The sequence below is a fragment of the Psychrobacter sp. 219-2-C genome, assembly GCF_049560815.1.
GTDB lineage: Bacteria > Pseudomonadota > Gammaproteobacteria > Pseudomonadales > Moraxellaceae > Psychrobacter > Psychrobacter faecalis.
The window spans coordinates 687,007-704,726 of record NZ_CP186933.1 but is presented as its reverse complement, the minus strand read 5'-3'; the positions used below and the strand labels follow the sequence as shown (position 1 = coordinate 704,726).

At 44.2% G+C, this 17,720-nt stretch carries 10 protein-coding genes; 8 read left to right on the top strand and 2 right to left on the bottom strand.

What is annotated here, in order from left to right; all coding sequences use genetic code 11:
• The first annotated feature begins 64 nt into the window (after positions 1 to 64).
• The gene (locus ACPEGP_RS02835) at positions 65 to 1,015 is read left to right on the top strand and encodes an acyltransferase (RefSeq protein WP_423813865.1); all 951 of its coding nucleotides are present in this window, start codon (positions 65 to 67) and stop codon (positions 1,013 to 1,015) included.
• 266 nt (positions 1,016 to 1,281) lie between these two features.
• Positions 1,282 to 2,892 carry a siroheme synthase CysG gene (cysG, locus tag ACPEGP_RS02830; RefSeq protein WP_423813864.1) on the top strand — a complete coding sequence of 537 codons (1,611 nt, stop codon included), beginning with the start codon at positions 1,282 to 1,284 and terminating at the stop codon, positions 2,890 to 2,892.
• A 331-nt stretch (positions 2,893 to 3,223) separates the two neighbouring features.
• Here cysG and ACPEGP_RS02825 read toward each other — a convergent pair whose 3' ends face one another.
• Entirely contained in the window at positions 3,224 to 3,589 is a 366-nt protein-coding gene (locus tag ACPEGP_RS02825) for a MerR family transcriptional regulator (protein ID WP_101204400.1), read from the bottom strand.
• Between the two features lie 86 nt (positions 3,590 to 3,675).
• Here ACPEGP_RS02825 and ACPEGP_RS02820 point away from each other — a divergent pair, with 86 nt between their 5' ends.
• The 6 genes from ACPEGP_RS02820 (at position 3,676) to ACPEGP_RS02795 (ending at position 12,606) form a co-directional block, all read left to right on the top strand.
• Positions 3,676 to 4,554, top strand: coding sequence for an alpha/beta fold hydrolase (locus ACPEGP_RS02820; protein ID WP_423813863.1), 879 nt, complete (start codon positions 3,676 to 3,678; stop codon positions 4,552 to 4,554).
• The gene (locus ACPEGP_RS02815; RefSeq protein WP_101204402.1) at positions 4,529 to 4,924 is read left to right on the top strand and encodes a hypothetical protein; all 396 of its coding nucleotides are present in this window, start codon (positions 4,529 to 4,531) and stop codon (positions 4,922 to 4,924) included. The genes ACPEGP_RS02820 and ACPEGP_RS02815 overlap by 26 nt, the downstream gene beginning before the upstream one ends.
• A gap of 74 nt (positions 4,925 to 4,998) precedes the next feature.
• Positions 4,999 to 5,523: a PaaI family thioesterase gene (locus ACPEGP_RS02810; protein WP_423813862.1), complete on the top strand. Its 525-nt coding sequence runs from the start codon at positions 4,999 to 5,001 to the stop codon at positions 5,521 to 5,523.
• Between the two features lie 392 nt (positions 5,524 to 5,915).
• Entirely contained in the window at positions 5,916 to 7,433 is a 1,518-nt protein-coding gene (locus ACPEGP_RS02805) for an exonuclease SbcCD subunit D C-terminal domain-containing protein (RefSeq protein WP_423813861.1), read from the top strand.
• Positions 7,434 to 7,512: 79 nt separating this feature from the next.
• Positions 7,513 to 11,508: an AAA family ATPase gene (locus ACPEGP_RS02800; RefSeq protein WP_423813859.1), complete on the top strand. Its 3,996-nt coding sequence runs from the start codon at positions 7,513 to 7,515 to the stop codon at positions 11,506 to 11,508.
• A 30-nt stretch (positions 11,509 to 11,538) separates the two neighbouring features.
• Entirely contained in the window at positions 11,539 to 12,606 is a 1,068-nt protein-coding gene (locus ACPEGP_RS02795) for a WG repeat-containing protein (protein ID WP_423813857.1), read from the top strand.
• Positions 12,607 to 12,732: 126 nt separating this feature from the next.
• Here ACPEGP_RS02795 and ACPEGP_RS02790 read toward each other — a convergent pair whose 3' ends face one another.
• Positions 12,733 to 17,541, bottom strand: coding sequence for an NAD-glutamate dehydrogenase (locus tag ACPEGP_RS02790; RefSeq protein WP_423813856.1), 4,809 nt, complete (start codon positions 17,539 to 17,541; stop codon positions 12,733 to 12,735).
• Positions 17,542 to 17,720: the final 179 nt, after the last annotated feature.

Below are 17,720 nucleotides of genomic sequence, written 5' to 3'. Positions count from 1 at the left end.
ATGCTAAATTTTATACTCAAGCTCGGTAGTGGTTTTGCCACCCTCAACAATATGGATAGTTGTTATGCCCTTTATAAAAAAAATTGATTCATTCTATGAAAAACTGCACGATAAGCTGCCAGTCGTAGGCAGAGCGGCTTCTTTTCTGACGGGTACTGGCGTCCTCACTGCCAATAGTGCGTTGGTTGGTCTACCGGTCTGGACTATGGGCGCGGCGAAAGTATTGACTGGGTCAAAACTGACCGATGATGCCTTAATTGCGATTACTAAGTATTGGATTAATACTAATAATGCCGTGATTGACCACGCGCTACCCCATAAAGACTGGCGCATTAATCTGCCCGACGATTTGAGCGAAGACAAGCAGTATCTTTTGGTCAGTAACCATCAGTCGTGGGTCGATACCAGTATTGTGCAATATATCAGCCAAGATACCCTGCCTCTAACAAGGTTTTTCACTAAGTTTAATCTGATTTACATTCCCGTTATCGGTCAAGCGTTTTACTTTTTAGACTTCCCAATGATGCGCCGCCACTCTAAAGAAGCGATTGCCAAAAATCCTGCCCTCAAAGGTAAGGATATCGAAGAAGCAAAGCGTGCCTGTCGTCAATTAAAAAACAAACCCTTTGCCTTACTCAATTATTTGGAAGGCACGCGCTTTACTAAAGAAAAACATGATAAGCAAGGCTCACCTTATCAGCATTTGTTAAAACCACGCGCTGGCGGGTTGTCGTTAGCGCTTAATGCGTTAGGCGATGAATTGGATTCTATTTTAGATATCACTATCGTCTACCCAGACGGCGCGCCTGACTATGATGATTTATGGAAAGGTAATATTCGCCGCTTGGGCGTCGATGTGACTCGCTTAACCATACCAGACGAGTTATTTGTGGCCATCATGGACGGCGGTTATGACCGTGACGAGACCACTAAAAAAATGATGTTTGATTGGTTAGAGGATATTTGGCAACAAAAAGATGCGCGCATTACTAAGATGCTAAGTGAGTTTGAATAGGTTGCTTTACAAGGTTGAATCTCGTCCTTGTTAATACCTAACGCAAAAATCTAATATAAATAACAGCCACAAGCTTAAAAGTTAGCTTGTGGTTTTTTTCTGCCACGTTTCTACGTTTTTATTCCCCAGCTATTCCACATCTTAGCAAAAACCATCAGCAACATGACAAAAACGAATATGTTAATGCCAATTCACTGCATGAGACGCAGCGCGTGATACCGCATAATGATGACATATTTTATATTGACTGAATCATTGGTGAAGCTATGAACACCTTTCCGCTATTTTTTAAATTAGAAGACCACAAAGTATTAATCGTTGGTGGCGGTGATGTCGCGCTACGTAAAGCTGACTTACTCAGGCGCGCTGGTGCTGCGATCACGATTCTTGCACCAACTATCAGTGCTGAAATACAAGCTTTGCTCAGCCATACTAAGGACAAAGCCAAGCACGAACTGATTTATGAAAACTACAATAAAGCTTATATGACTGGCGCACGCGTTATTATCGCCGCTACCGATGATGAAGCGCTCAATCATCAGATTCACGCTGATGCCAGCGAGCTGAATATTCCCGTTAATGTAGTTGATACGCCGCATTTATGCGACTTTATTTTCCCAGCCATCGTTGATCGTAATCCAATTGTGATTGGCATATCATCCAATGGCAAAGCGCCGGTGCTGGCACGTTTACTGCGCGCACGTTTAGAGACGTTAATCCCGCAAGGTTATGGCAAATTGGCCAAGCTGGCTGGTGACTTTCGGGATGAGGTAAAAACCAAAATCCCAACGCTGACAGGACGTCGTCAGTTTTGGGAGCGCGCTTTTGAAGGTGACGTCAGTCAGCTGATGTTTGCTGGTAATGAAGATGCAGCAGCGGCGCGACTGCAAGCGGATTTAGATAACACTGCATCCGCTATCAATGAAAAAAGTACAGCAGATAATACATCTACAGAATCTCACACCGTAAAAAATCCAATGGGTGAAGTTTATATCGTCGGTGCAGGCCCCGGTGATCCAGAGCTGCTGACCTTTAAAGCGCTGCGCCTCATGCAGCAAGCCGATATCGTCTATTATGATGCGTTAGTATCACCGCAAGTATTGGATTTATGCCGCCGCGATGCTGACAAAGTATTTGTCGGTAAAAAACGTAGCAACCATGCCGTCGCTCAGCTTGGCATCAATGAGCTGCTTGTCAATAGTGCAAAAGAAGGTCGCCGTGTGGTGCGTTTAAAAGGCGGTGATCCCTTTATCTTTGGCCGCGGCGGTGAAGAGATTGAAAGCTTGCGTGCGCATGGCGTCCCTTATCAAGTTGTGCCTGGTATCACTGCTGCTAATGCTGCTGCAAGTTATGCAGGTATTCCTTTGACGCACCGTGATCACTCGCAGTCGGTACGTTTTGTCACGGGGTTTTTGAAGGCTGGCACGCCAAACAGCAACTTTAAAAGCTTTTTAAATACCGACGAGACGGTGGTGTTTTATATGGGGCTGCATTCACTACCACGCTTGACGACAGGTTTGATTGATGCTGGACGTAGTAGCGATACCCCTATCGCCATTGTCTCTAATGCCAGTATGCCCAATCAGCAAGTATTGACTGGTACGCTTGCCAATATTGTTGAATTGCAAGAAAAAAATCAGCTACCCACGCCTGCTCTGCTGATTATGGGAGATGTGGTCGCCCTACATCATGACTTAGCTTGGTATCATGTAGACAATGAGCAAAACAACCAAAATGCTGCTGATACCGATGACAATTGGTTGCGCGGTGGCAAGACAGCGGCGGCAAAAGCCCCTACTAGCCAGCAAGCACATGCGCTATCAATGGTCACTAATTTGGCGACCGCTGATGATGTGGAGCAACTAGTAATTGGCTAAGTGCGTTTAAGGTCAAGCGACTATCAAGATTGTAGAGAGCATCAAAAACCTCTATGACGTTGACATAATAATAGTTTGTTAAAGGTATACCTATGAGGAACCAATCAGGCTCCTTCACTGGTTCGGTTCCCTAATGAGGACTTGAACAATAGGCTGTAAGCTAATGGTATTAAGGTTTCAACTTGCTGAGATAGCCACAGTGTACTTCATGATGTACTTACCATAGATATTCTATCTATGATCGGTGCTCTAGTGAGGACTTGAAGAGACCATCCCAGATTCTGTGTAACTGACGTTTAGATTAAATACTTACACAAAATTTAGGAAGGTCTCAAAGCGCCAACTTATCCTTATATTCACACATACCTTTTAATGCATTATCGATTAACGTTTTCATCTTAGACAGTTCTGAAATTTTAATTTCTAGCTGTTTGTTTTTTTCTAGAAGCTTTTCACCCATTTGTGATTGCGTCAGGTTGTTTGAATACAATAGCTCTGTTAGCTCTCTAATCTCTTTTAAGGTGAAACCTAACTCCTTCGCCATAATAATCATATTGAGCTGTTCCATAATCCTGTTATCGTAATCTCTATAACCATTAGATTTTCTAGATGGTGACGAAATTAATCCTTCCCTTTCGTAAAAACGGATCGTATCTCTGCTTAGTCCGACTGTTTCAGTTAATTCTTTTATATTCATTATCGAGCACCCTCAATTAACGCTTGACTGTGGAGTAATGTCCATAGTTTATAGTAGGCGTTAATTAACAACAAGTAGGTTCTTTTATGGATATAAATATTCTGACGGACGACAACGTCGAGCTGCGTGCAACCCTCTATAAAGCGAATAACCCTAAGGCCGTTGTTCTAATAAATCCAGGAACCGCTACTAAAACTTCTTATTATTTGCCGTTTGCTAAATACTTAAGAGAGCATGGTTTTCATGTCATTCTTTGGAACTATAGAGGGTTTTGCGATTCTAAAATAAGTCATCTAAAGGATTGTCATTATCAGTATTCCGATATCGGACGGTACGACATTCCAGCTGTTATCGATACAGCCAAGCGCCTGTTCAATGACTTACCCTTGTATTGCGTAGGGCATAGCGCTGGAGGTCAACAAGTTGGCCTTGCTCATAATGCTGATCAATTGGATGCTTTAATCGCAGTGGCTGTCTCAGCAGGATACTTTAGCTATATGCCGCTTCGCTATCGCCTTAAAGCCAATTTCTTTTTTCGTTTTTTAGCACCGCTTAGTAATAAAGTCTTTAATTATGTGCCGGCTAAAAGCTTCAAACTCATGGAAGATTTACCAGCTGGTTTTACAGAGGAATGGGGTGCTTGGTGCCGAGAAAAAGAGCTGTTTTTCTCAGATAAATTCTATGGGAAAACCATTCCCCTTGGTACTTACAAAAATTTTAATGTGCCAACTTTCGTCTTCACTGCCGATGATGATGAAATCTGTACTGAACGCAACCTGCATAATTTTTGGAAAAATGTGACCAGCGATCGACCTATCACTTTTAAACGCTATAGCATTGGCAGGAGCTCAGACCAATCAGTTGGACATTTTGGCTACTTTAGAAGTAAAAACACTCATATTTGGCAAGATATTTTAGAGACGATCAACAAGGTACATCATGATAAACCGTTACAAACACTATAAAACCCTGATTTTCATTGTATTACTTAATGTGTTTTCGAGCATTTTACACTATGTTCATAATGTGATTCATTTCGATCACTATCCTGAGCCTGATTGGTTATCTCCTCAGCTTGTAGATGCCTTCTGGTTCGTCATGACACCAATTGGTATCTATGGCCTGATTGTGGCTGTCAAAAGCCAGATGACCAAAGGACGTTGGTGGCTTTATTTGTACGCCTTAATGGGGTTGTTGTCGTTACTGCACTACAACATAGAGACTGATAATATCATGACTGTTACCATGCACAGTCTTATCTGGTTTCAAGCAATTTGTGCCTTTTGGTTAATCGCCTATGTAACGATGTACTTTAAAAATAAAAGTGGGCATTAAGAGTACTAATTGGTGAAACTTTAGCCTTTATAAAAATAGCCTAACCTCTTATTTATCGTTTTAAGGAATTGAAAATGAATGTCGAAGAAACAATAGCAACATGGGAAGCAGAAGAAGCACGTATTAGAGAAAAGCTAGGTAACGCTGATGTTATTCCATTATCAGACTTAACCACTCGCAGTGGTATGGATATTTTTAATGCTATGTTTGCAGGAGAGCTGCCTCATCCTCCTATTGGTCTGACACTTGACTACACTCCTATCCATATGGAAAAAGGTATTGCCGTTTTTCAAGGGCGGCCAAAGCGTCATCATTACAACCCATTGGGTACAGTCCACGGCGGCTGGTTCTGCACGCTTTTAGATTCCGCTGTTGGCTGCGCTGTCCATACCCTTTTGCCAGCAGGAAAAACCTATACAACGTTAGAGATAAAAGTAAATATGGTGCGAGCTTTGACAGTGGCAACACCTTTAGTACGGGCTGAAGGCAAAGTCATTCATGCTGGTCGGAGAACAGCGACTGCTGAAGGCAAAATTGTAGGGCCTGATGGCAAATTATATGCCCATGCCATCACAACCTGCATCATTCTTGATGTTTAGATAAAATTTTTGATCGTTAATAGCTTTTAAACCAAAGAAAAATGCTAAGAATATAATGGATATTATATGGGTATACCCTAGCGGAACCAGCTATTTTACCCTTCAAACCTATTAACAGACCACTTAAAACAGACTGTATTTGCGGAACTACTAATAATAGACCGCTAAACTTTTTTAACGAAGTTTTTTAACTCTTACTCTTATGACATCACCGATACCCATTTCTTGCATTTGATGAGCATTTTACTGACCAAAGTTGAATTTACTCATCAATGCTGAATAAGTCTTTCCGTCTTTTTCACAGTGAATCAATCACAAGTTTATAAGCACAGCAAACCACAGCAATTCTTGCTAGAATAATCGCAGTCTTTTAACCATTATTAAGTTCACTTATGCCTGCATTTGCTATTAAACCGCTTACTATTCTTCATACCTCCGACTGGCATTTGGGACGCAGACTTTATGGGCGCATGCGTTATGAGGAATTTGAAGCCTTTTTAAGTTGGCTACAAGAGACCATTAGCGCGCATAAAGTGGACGTACTTATCGTAGCCGGTGATATCTTTGACACCATGACCCCAAGTAACAGAGCCCAAGCGCTGTATTATGAGTTTTTAGGTAAAGTATCAAAATTGTGCTGCGAGCATATAGTCATCGTCGCGGGCAACCACGACTCCCCGACTTTTTTAGATGCTCCAAGTAAAGTCTTAAAGTTTCTAAATGTCCATGTCATCGGTACTGCTTGTGACGATTTAAATGATGAGGTGTTGGTTTTAGACGCGGTTGATGGCACACCGCATTGTATTATCGCCGCTGTGCCCTATCTGCGCGACCGCGACGTGCGTGGTAGCCATGCTGGCGAGTCTATGGATTGCAAAGATGCCAATGTTATCAAGGGTATTCGAGCGCATTATGATGAAGTGGCTAGCATTGCCAAAGCAAGACAGGAGCATTTAAGCAACGCCCATCAGCGCCATATTCCTATTATCGCGACGGGGCATTTATTCGCCGCAGGTAGTAAGACTACAGAAGATGATGGCGTGCGCGATCTCTACGTCGGCTCGCTCGGTCAAATCTCCGCTGACATGTTTGATGATGGCTTTGATTATGTGGCACTGGGGCATTTACACGTGCCGCAGCGCGTCGGCGGCTGTGAGCATATCCGCTATTCAGGCTCGCCTATCGCCATGGGTTTTGGCGAAGCAAAGCAGCAAAAACAAGTGTTGTTGGTAGAGTTTGGCGAAGTAGAAAAATCTTTGTCTGATGAGAGTACTATTCTTCAGCCTGCCAATACCACAAGTAAGGTTGAAAAGGTCGCGAAAAAAGCAGCCATTCAAACGCCGGAATTGATGGATGATTTATTTGCTTTTGTTGAGCAAGAAGAAAGCGCCGCAATTAACGTCAATGAAGAACCCTTTACTCAGTCAAAGGCGGTGCAGCTTGATTCCACTTTTACAACGTCTGATTTAACTTCCCAACGATTGCATCATGATGAGTTACGGCAAATGCAGGTAATCTCGCTGCCGACTCCTTGTTTTCAAAAATTGGCGCAGATAACGGGTGATTTGACGACCATCGCTGCTACGATAAAATCATTAAAGTCCTCAGAGTCTATTTGGCTAGAAGTGATTTATGACGGTTATGAAATCGTCAATGAGCTGCGTGAAGAAGTGAATGCCATGATTGAGGGTTTAACTTGCGAAGTGTTAAAAATCAAAAATACGCGCACCTACAATAAAGTCCTCAATCAGCAGCAATCTTCTGTAACCTTACAAGATTTAAATGAGCTTGATGTGTTTGATAAATGCTTAGAAATCAATGGCATTGCCGATACCCAAAAAGCCTCATTACGCAGCGCCTATCAGCAGATACTCCATAATATCTACCATGATGACGTTCAAGCTGAATAAATGAGCAATGAGCGCGGCATCAAAACATAAGTTCCAAAGCCCAAGCACAACCATCCATTCAAACGACAAAGACCGACACATGCGCCTAATCGAACTGCGACTCAAAAACTTAAACTCTTTAAAGGGCGAATGGCATATCGATTTCGCTGATTCCGCGTTTATCAATGAAGGCATATTTGCCATTACTGGGCAGACTGGCGCTGGCAAGACCACGATTTTGGATGCGATTTGTCTGGCGCTATATGGTGAGACGCCGCGGATCAATAACATCAGTAAAAGTAGCAACGAGGTCATGACGCGGCAAACGGCAGAGTGTTTCGCGGAAGTGGTCATTGATTTAAATGGCACGCAATATCGCTGCCGCTGGGGGCAGCGCCGCGCTTATGGCAAGGCGGATGGTAACTTGCAAGATGCCACCCATGAGATTGCTTTGGTAACGCCCAAAACTGACGATGACAGTAATGCCGATAGCAAAGATGACAAGCTTAAAGGCGATGAAATACTAGAAAGCAAACTCTCACGCACCAAAGAAAAAATTGTTGAGCTGACACGAATGGATTTTCAGCAGTTCACGCGTTCAATCTTACTGGCGCAGGGCAGTTTTTCCGCGTTTTTAAAGGCTAAGGCCGATGAGCGCGCCGATATCTTAGAAAAAATCACGGGTACAGATATCTACGCGACGATATCGACCCATGTTTTTGAAAAAAAACGCGCGGAAGAAGAAATTTTAAATAAACTACAGTTTGGCTTAGAGGGTTTAACTTTGTTAGACGCCGATGAAGAAGCGCTGATTAAGGAAAAATTAACCTCGCATCAAACCGCGCAAATCAAGCAGCAACAACAGTGTCAACGTCTGCAAGCGCAAATCAATTGGCTCGATACGGTGGCAGAATTAAAAAAGAACGTCGATAATCATCAAAACGAGGTTACGGTTGCCAAGCAAGCGCAGGCAGATTTCGCTCCTGACGCTAAGCGTCTTAACGCCGCCAATAAAGCCTTGGAGATTGACAGCCAATACAGTCAACTTGCCCATAATCGTAATGACGTTAAACGCTTGCAAAATGAGCAGCAGGCACTAAACCATCAGTTGCCGCAGCAACAAGAGCGCCTTGCGCACGCGGTGAATGCGCTAAAAGCAGCTAACACTGATACGCAGAGCGCCTATGACGAGCTGCAAATCACGTTACCAAAAATTGCTCACGCTCGTAAGCTCGATGGGGCAATCGCCCAGCAAATGCAGGTGTTAGACGATCAGCAGCAAAGAAAACAACGCCTAGCGACCAATACGCAAGGCTTACGCCAAGAGATAGAAAATCATACCGTCCAATTCAATCAGGACAAGGCCCAGTTAGCAACGATAGAAAAATATTTGATTGACGCCGCCGCTTTGCACGATATAGATACCGATGCGGCAAATTTTGATAGTCATGGCAGCCGCCTAAAAGCGCTGCTGCAAGATAATGCCGCTTTGGCAAACGAAAAAATTGCTCATCATCAGCAATCAATCCAATATCAAACCAATCTTGATCAATGTCAGCAGCAGCAAGATGCGACCAACGCTTTGATTGCCAAAGCGCGTGAAGCGCTAGCCACTTTGCAAAAACAGCAGGTAGCATTAACCCAAACGCAGTCATTGGCTGCTATACGTGATGAGCAAGAGCAGATTGAGCACACGCACAGCCAGATAGAGCAAGTGAGCTCTAAGGCACAGCAAATTGAAGCGCTTGCTAGCCAAATCAATAAGATAAACACTGCCCTGCCGACCATTAATGATACCTTGACCAAACTGGCGGCGAGCATTACTGACAACGAAGCGCTTATGGCAGACGCCAAAGACCGACGTCAAGATAAGCAAAAGCTGCTCGATTCATGGCAACAGGTTGCCAGTTTAGAGCGTTATATTACCCAACTAAAAGAGGGCGATCCTTGCCCGCTTTGCGGTGCGCGCGAGCATCCCTACGGCGCGCATCATCCTGTATTGAACAAAGAGCCGGCCGAAGTGACTCAAATGCAGCAGCAAATAAGCGAGCTGGATACGACGATCAATGCGCTAGAACAAACCCTATCCAAGCAGCGTATCGAATATGCCACCACACAAAATCAGATTAAGCAGTTGCACGAGCAAAAAACCCCACTCTATGAGCAGATCAAAAAACTGGGCGCGGACAGCAATGACTTAATACAGCCGCTTTTGGCTAAAACCTATTCTAACGCCGTGACTGCAAGCATGACTCAGCTTGGCCAAATTGGCATAGATATGGATTTGTTGAGTGAACAAATAGCTGACGACTCAACAGATTGCACACTGATAAAAGAGCGCTTAATAAAAGATGGTTTGTTATTGCTAGAGACGATTAAAGACCAACTCAGTAAGCGCAAGCAGTCTTTAAAAGACACACTTACACAACATGAAGCACTAAGCGATGAGCTTGCTAAAACGAATAAAACCATTGAGACGTTTGAAAAGCAGCAGTATCAGCTTGCCACTGATATTCATGAGATTAAGAGCAATAGTCAAATAATCACGCTGGCTTTGGATGCTATCGAGAAAAAAATCTCGACGAATTTTGCCGAATTAACACAGCTTAAAGACGCTATATTGGCGATATTAAATAAATATCTTGCGGGCAAGTATGAGCTAGATGCTGTTACCAAACCTGCTGCTTTACAGCCGCTGCTGGCGAGTATTGACCAGCAAGTTATGCTAAATAAAGCTGACTATGAGGTTCACCTTGATACGCTGCGTCAGCAGCGTAGTAGCTTAGTGCAACTAAAGCAGCAGTTTACTGCTTATAAAAATGCCCAACAAAACCTAATCACTGCGCTTAGCAGCATTACCGTGCAAATCGAAACCAAGCAAGCCCAGTTGGATAAACAAAAGGTTGAGCTTGATGATTTGCTGCAAGCAATTATTGCGAAAACCGAGACACTGGCACAATTAACCACTGAGCGGCGTGATATTTTTGCAGATAACGTGCCGAACATTGGTGTTGATAATAGCAACATGAATATCAATCCTGATGCAGAAGAAGCAAGGTTACGCACTGTCCTTGAACAGGCGCATAGCGAACAAGCAGTAGCGCAGCGGCAGTTAGATAGTGCTGAGCTCACTCTCAAACAATTACAACGACAGCAGCAGTTGCTTGCCGAGCAATTAACGACCGCTAGCACTGCTCTGACGACGCAAGAAGATATTTTTAAAACCGCGCTCGCCAGCTCTGACTTTAGCGATGAAGCAGAATTCATGCGCGCGCGCCTGCCAGCTGCCGAGCGTCATCACTTAACCGAGCAGCAGCAGCAAATCAACGATACGCTCAAGCAAGCGCAATCCTTATTGACTCAAACCCTGCAAGCACTGGCGGAGAAAAAAGCCAACCCTTTAACCACTGAAGATAGAGAGTCGCTGGCTGAGCAGCAGCAATTGGCACAAAATGAATTGCAGCGCTTGATTGAAGCAATCGGCGCCATGAGCCAACAGCTCAAAGACAATGAAGAGAAAAAAGGCAACCAGCAGGCTCAGCGCCAAGCCATTGCTTATCAAAAAGACACCTTGCAAGTCTGGCGACAGCTCAATGAACTGATAGGCTCAAGCAGTGGCAAAAAGTATCGTACCTTTGCCCAAGGTCTGACCTTTGATATCATGGTGACCCATGCCAATGCCCAGCTGCATAAAATGAGCGATCGCTATTTGCTGGCGCGTGACGACAATAGTCCGCTCGAGCTCAATGTCATTGACAACTATCAAGGTGGCGAGAGACGCAGCACTAAAAATCTCTCTGGCGGTGAAGGCTTTATTATCAGCCTAGCATTAGCGCTCGGACTGTCGCAGATGGCCAGTCATAATATTCGCGTCGATTCGTTATTTTTGGACGAAGGCTTTGGCACCCTTGATGAGGAATCACTGGATATCGCCCTCGATACCTTGACCAGCTTACAGCAAGAAGGCAAATTGATTGGCGTCATCTCGCACGTGCAGGCGCTAAAAGAGCGTATTTTGACCCAAATTCAAGTCACTAAGCTCTCAGGTGGCTTTAGTAAAATCACTGGACAAGGCTGTTATCATATTGCCAGTTAATGGCTAAAGTAATTTTAAGGTGGCACATTTATGCATACTCTATTTAAAATTATTTATATTAATGCGCGTTTGCTTATTGCTTTTATATTTACCATTACTGCTTTTACTTTAAGTTTGACGTCTGCGCAGGCGACGATTAATTGCGCCGGAACTTTACCCAGTAGCTACTTTGAGCGTATTGAAAATAATACGCCGTTTGCTGGCAAGTTGATCGAACAAGCTGACGGGTCGCAGCAGCTGCAAGACCTAAGTGGTCATGTTGTCATGGATAATTTGTCCGATGCTTATATGTTGATGGACAGCTATGTGCTTGCCAAACAGCACGGTAAATACGGCGTTATCAATGCTGCTGGCAAGATTATTGTCCCTTTTGAATATGACGCTATTCAAACCGAGCCGGATATCGCAACCAGCTTTATTGTCAGCGTCAAACCATCAGATGCGACAACCAGACAAGGTATTATCAATCGTCATGGCGACTGGATTTTTCCACTCACCGCGGCGCGTATCGAGCATGCGCACTACGATTCTGATCATGACCAAGATTATTTTAAAATAACTAGCAATCAAGGGCGCACAGGACTGCTTGATGATAAAGGCTACTGGGCAATCATGCCAAAGTATGAGGCGATTCATCCGTTAAATGCTTGTACAGGTCAGCTTTTATATTTGCAAGTGAGCTTAAACGACGAGACAGCACTCATTGACCAAAACAATGACGTTATCATTCCGTTTGCCGCTCATCAACATATCGAAGCGTTTAATAACAATGTCAGCCCTTTGCTTTTTTTGCGCAGTACGTTAGTCGCTGGTAGCACCGCTACAGGCATGAGCGAAGATATCCAAGACGAGATTGTTAGCGCGCAGATTATCGATGCTAATGGTAAGTTAATCCTTGCATCAGACGCCCCCATCAGAAAGCTGCTATACCATCAGCTTTATACTTATAAGCAAGCGGGCAAGTTTGGCATTATAAATAATAAAGGCAGTGTAATACTAAAACCACAATTTGCTAGTTATCGTGACGATGGTGAGAAAGTCTGGGTTGAAAAAGACGGCAAAATGCGCCGTTTAAATACCTTTATAACCTTAAATTAGCCTTTTTAGTTTTCTTTTTATTATTGAAAAACAAAAAATCACCGTTAACTCATAACGGTGATTTTTTTCTATAAACATATAATCTGGATTTTCTGTAATTTGCTATCTGACTTGTTTTTTAGCTTATTACTTACTTACCAGCCCACTAAGCTCACTCATCAATACCGATAACGTTGATAAACTCATATCATTTTCATCATTGCTATCAATTTTTTGCATCTCAGCGGTGATGGAATCAAGCTGACTTTCATGACGCGATTTCCAGTCATTAAAGGCTTGTTTGGCATCAGGCTGCTTTAATAAAGTATCCATCAGCATACGCAGACTGCGCGAAACTTCGTTGACAAGGGCGTGACGCGCACGGCGATCCCAGTGGTCTTGCTGCGGTAAGGTGGCGATATTGTCCATCATCCAATCTAGCTGTAAAACGTGATAGGCCTCAAAGTATAAAGTGGCAATCTCATCGACTGGGCGTTCATACTGCTCAGCCAGTAGCGCCGCATCTAGGGCATCGACATGGTACGGCAACATCGCGAACATCGCCGCATCATCCACAGACAGCTCGTTTTCCATTAAGCTTGTGATGTCTTCTTGCAAGTACTCTGAGAATTGCTGCTCGATAAAACCGCCTGCTTTGGTCAATTTCTCCACACTGTCTTCAAAGCGCTCGATCATATCGGCAACTTGTAAATCCTGACCAAAGGCATTGATAAACCACACTACGCCATTTTCAAGCGCATCACGCAAACGCAGCTCAAGCTCAAGTAGCAAGGTGGCATCGACTTGGTTGTCCAGCGACTCAAGTTTCTCCCACGCTTTTGATACATGGAAGACATCACGAGCAATTGCATAGCCGCGCGCAATCGTAGCAAGTGTTTGCCCCGTTTCCTCAAATAAACGGAATAAGGCTTCGATACCCAAACGGTTGACGATGCTATTGGTCAAATAAGTACTGATGATTTCACGGTGCAAACGATGTTCTTTCATCTCATCAAAGAAGTTTGCTGCCAGCTCATCAGGGAAGTATTGACGCAGCTCATTAACGAAATACGGTGCATCAGGTAAATCTGACGCCAACAAATTATCGTACACCCACATTTTGCCGTAAGCCATGACCACTGCCAGCTCAGGATTGGTGAGACCTGTGCCCGCTTTTTGGCGTTTGGCGATTTCCTCATCGGATGGCAGATATTCGATGGCACGGTCAAGACGACCTTCACTTTCTAACATTTGAATAAAGCGTTGATGGTCACTTAAATTTGCCGCGGCACGTAATTGGCTAAGCTCAAGCGCCTGTGGTTGTAGATAATTTTGGCGCAGTACCAATTCAGCGACCGTATCGGTCATAGACTCTAACAGCTCATTACGCTGCTTGAGCGTCATATCGCCTTGCTCGACCACTTTACCCAGTAAAATCTTAATATTGACTTCATGATCTGAGCAGTTGACGCCGCCAGAATTATCAATGGCATCGGTATAAATGCGCCCACCCGTTTGTGCGTATTCGATACGCCCTTGCTGGGTAAAGCCTAAGTTACCGCCTTCGCCAACGACCGCCGCCCGCAGCTCACCACCGTTGACGCGTACGGCATCATTGGCGCGATCACCGACATCGGCATGACTTTCATTGGCACTTTTCACGTAAGTACCGATACCGCCATTCCAAATCAAATCAACTGGCGATTTTAGCAGCGCACTGATTAACTCATTAGGCGCAAGGCTGTCTTCACTGATCTCAAATAATGCTTTCATCTCAGGGCTAATCACAATGGTTTTATCTTGACGTGAGAACACGCCACCACCTTGGCTGATGAGCGATTTTTCATAGTCGTCCCACGTTGAACGCGGCAGATTAAATAAACGCTCACGCTCGGTATAAGACGCGGCGGTATCTGGGTTTGGATCGATAAAGATATGTAGATGGTTAAAGGCTGCGACCAACTTGGTGTGCGTCGATCTGAGCATGCCGTTACCAAAAACGTCGCCACTCATATCGCCAATACCAACAACGGTGAAATCATCACGGTTTTGAATGTCCATACCGCGCATACGGAAGTGGCGTTTGACCGATTCCCAACCACCGCGAGCGGTGATACCCATCGCTTTATGGTCATAACCGACCGAGCCGCCTGAAGCAAAGGCATCATCGAGCCAAAAGTTATACTCGCTTGATAAGGCATTGGCGATATCTGAGAAGGTAGCGGTACCTTTATCAGCAGCAACGACTAAGTACGGGTCATCTTCGTCGTGACGCACCGTATTGGCTGGCGGGACAATTTTGCCATCGACAATATTGTCGGTCACATCCAGCATACCGCGCAGGAACGCTTGATAACAGGCGATTCCCTCTGCTTGGAAAGCTTCACGGCCATCAGCCATGGTTTTGGTCTTGACGATAAAACCGCCTTTGGAGCCAACCGGGACAATGACCGCGTTTTTGACCATTTGCGCTTTGACTAGACCAAGTACTTCGGTACGGAAATCTTCCATACGGTCCGACCACCGCAGCCCGCCGCGAGCGACTTTACCGCCGCGTAAATGCACCGCTTCAACGCGCGGTGAATAAACAAATATCTCAAACATAGGCTTAGGTTTGGGTAAGTTTGGAATATCTGTCGCCAAAAACTTAAACGATAAACGGTCTTTACGTTGACCATCTGCTTCTTTTTGATAGAAGTTGGTACGCACCATGGCATTAATCAAATCTAAATACCAACGCAGGATACGATCTTCATCTAAACTACTGACGCCAGCCAAGGTGCTGTTGATTTGCTCTCGAGTTTGACTGGTTTTGCTGGCGCGTTCCTCTTCACTGTATTTAGGATTCATGCGCGCATCGAATAGCTCGCTTAAGGCAATGCTAATGGCACTATTTTTTACCACAGTTTGCTGAATATAAGCACTAGAGAACGGCGCTTTTGCTTGTATCATATAACGCGATAAGGCACGCAGTACCACCACATCATACGTGTCGAGTTTGGTGGTTAATACCAGCTCATTAAAGGAATCACTCTCAACGCGCCCTGCCCATATTTGCTTAAGGCTATCTTCAAACTGCGCGCGTACTACTTGCATATCGATGGTGTCAACATGTTCCAATACCAGCTCATACTCTTGCATCCAAATCGGCTGCTCTGGCAAATCGAACTCATAAGTTTGGGCAGAAATGACCGATACGCCAAAGTTTTCTAGTACCGGCAAGACTTTTGAGAGAATCACAGGATTTTGGCGACCATATAGTTTTAGGTGCAGCTGATTGCTGGCGCCGCCCGTTGACTGATATAAATGCCAAATCATTGGCTGCTCGTCATTTAAGCCCGCCAGACGTTTGGTATCTTCGACCGCCGTCCGCGCATCAAAGCGTTCTTGATAGGCTGCAGGAATATAGCTTAAGAAGCGGCGCATTAAGGCATTTGCTTGTTGTTCACCGACATTATCGAGCAGCATTTTTTGATAATTATCGCGCCATGATTGCATAAGAGCCGACAGCTTATCTTGTAGCGCCGCCGTATCCACATCATTCACTTGACCGGGTATCGTACGTACATGGACGTGGACGCGGGCGTGTTCTGATTCATTAAATTCCGTGGTAAAGCCAGATGACGTACCGCCGTAAGCGTCTTTTAAGACGTTTTGTACTTTAATACGCAGCTCGGTATTGAATTTATCACGCGGGATATAGACCAAGCAGGATACAAAGCGCTGATAATGATCGACTCGGCTAAATAAGCGCAAACTTTTCTTATCTTGCAATTGGCTAATACCAGAGACGATAGGATATAACTCTTCAACGCTGGCTTGAAACAAATCATCGCGCGGTAAAGAGTTAATCACATGCATCATTTTATGATACGCATGACCATCACGTGGTAAATCCGCCATCGCCATGATTTTATTGGCTTTTTCACGTAGTAATGGAATCTGTTGTACGCTTAGCTGATAGGCTTGCGCAGTAAATAGACCAATAAAGCGATATTCGCCAATCAGCTTGCCATGGTCATCAAACTTATGAATGCCTAAAAAGTCCATGTATACCGGACGATGGACAGGTGACACACGGCTTGATTTAGACAACATCAATACGCGTGGCTCGGTTAATAATTTTTTTAGATTATGAGGCAACTCATCAAAGCTTTTTGAGAGCGTATCCTCACTACCGCCGCGCAACAGGCCAAGCCCACTATTACCAATGGCAAATAAGTCTAAATTGTCATCATTTTCTAAGCGGTACTCGCGATAGCCTAAAAAGATAAAATGCTCATCTAATACCCAATCCAAAAACGCTTGAATTTCTTGCGGCGAATAATACACTTCGGGTAGATTTTGACCAGCCAGCTCCGCTTTTATATCGGTCAGCTTGCCGCGTATCTGCTGCCAGTCATCAACGACGATATCAAGGGTATCGATTTTTGCCAGCAGCATCTGCTTTAATGCCGCCAACTCATCATTGTTTTGATAAGCGATTTCGCAATGAATCAAAGACATTTTTGACGTGTCACTTTCATGGGCGCTTTCGACATGAGTGATATCGCCGCTTTCATCGCGCTCAACCCCGATAATGATATTATAGGTACGATGGACATCGATACCTTCTGCTTCCAAGCTCATTAAAATGGTATCGACCAAAAATGGTCTATCGTAAGCGACTATTTGGATAACCGTATGCGAGCTATGAAAATGCTGCTCTTCGGCGATGGGGTTTAAAATAGCAAGCTGCGGCTGACTGCCGTCATAGGCTTTAAGCAAAGTAAAATGATGCAGCGCCATACCAGCCAAATCCATATTACTGATATCTTTCGCCACTTCTTGATGCAGCGTCTGATAATAGCTATGAATAAAATGGTCAAATAGCGATTTGTCTTTTTGTACATAGCTGGTGGCAATATCGCTTATCTGGCTGATCCGCTCTTTTGCGATATTTAAGTTGTGAGGCATATCCATTGTCCTTTGTTATAGGTTTGTCGTTCTCGTTTTTTCAATAACCAATCATTGGTATCTACTAGTGCCAACCTATCAAAGTGTAACGCACTGCGGCGTCTAGCAAAAGCGTACAACATCATTTCATGAATCACTAAGATGTCGATAACCTTTGATAATGAGACAGTTAAAGATAG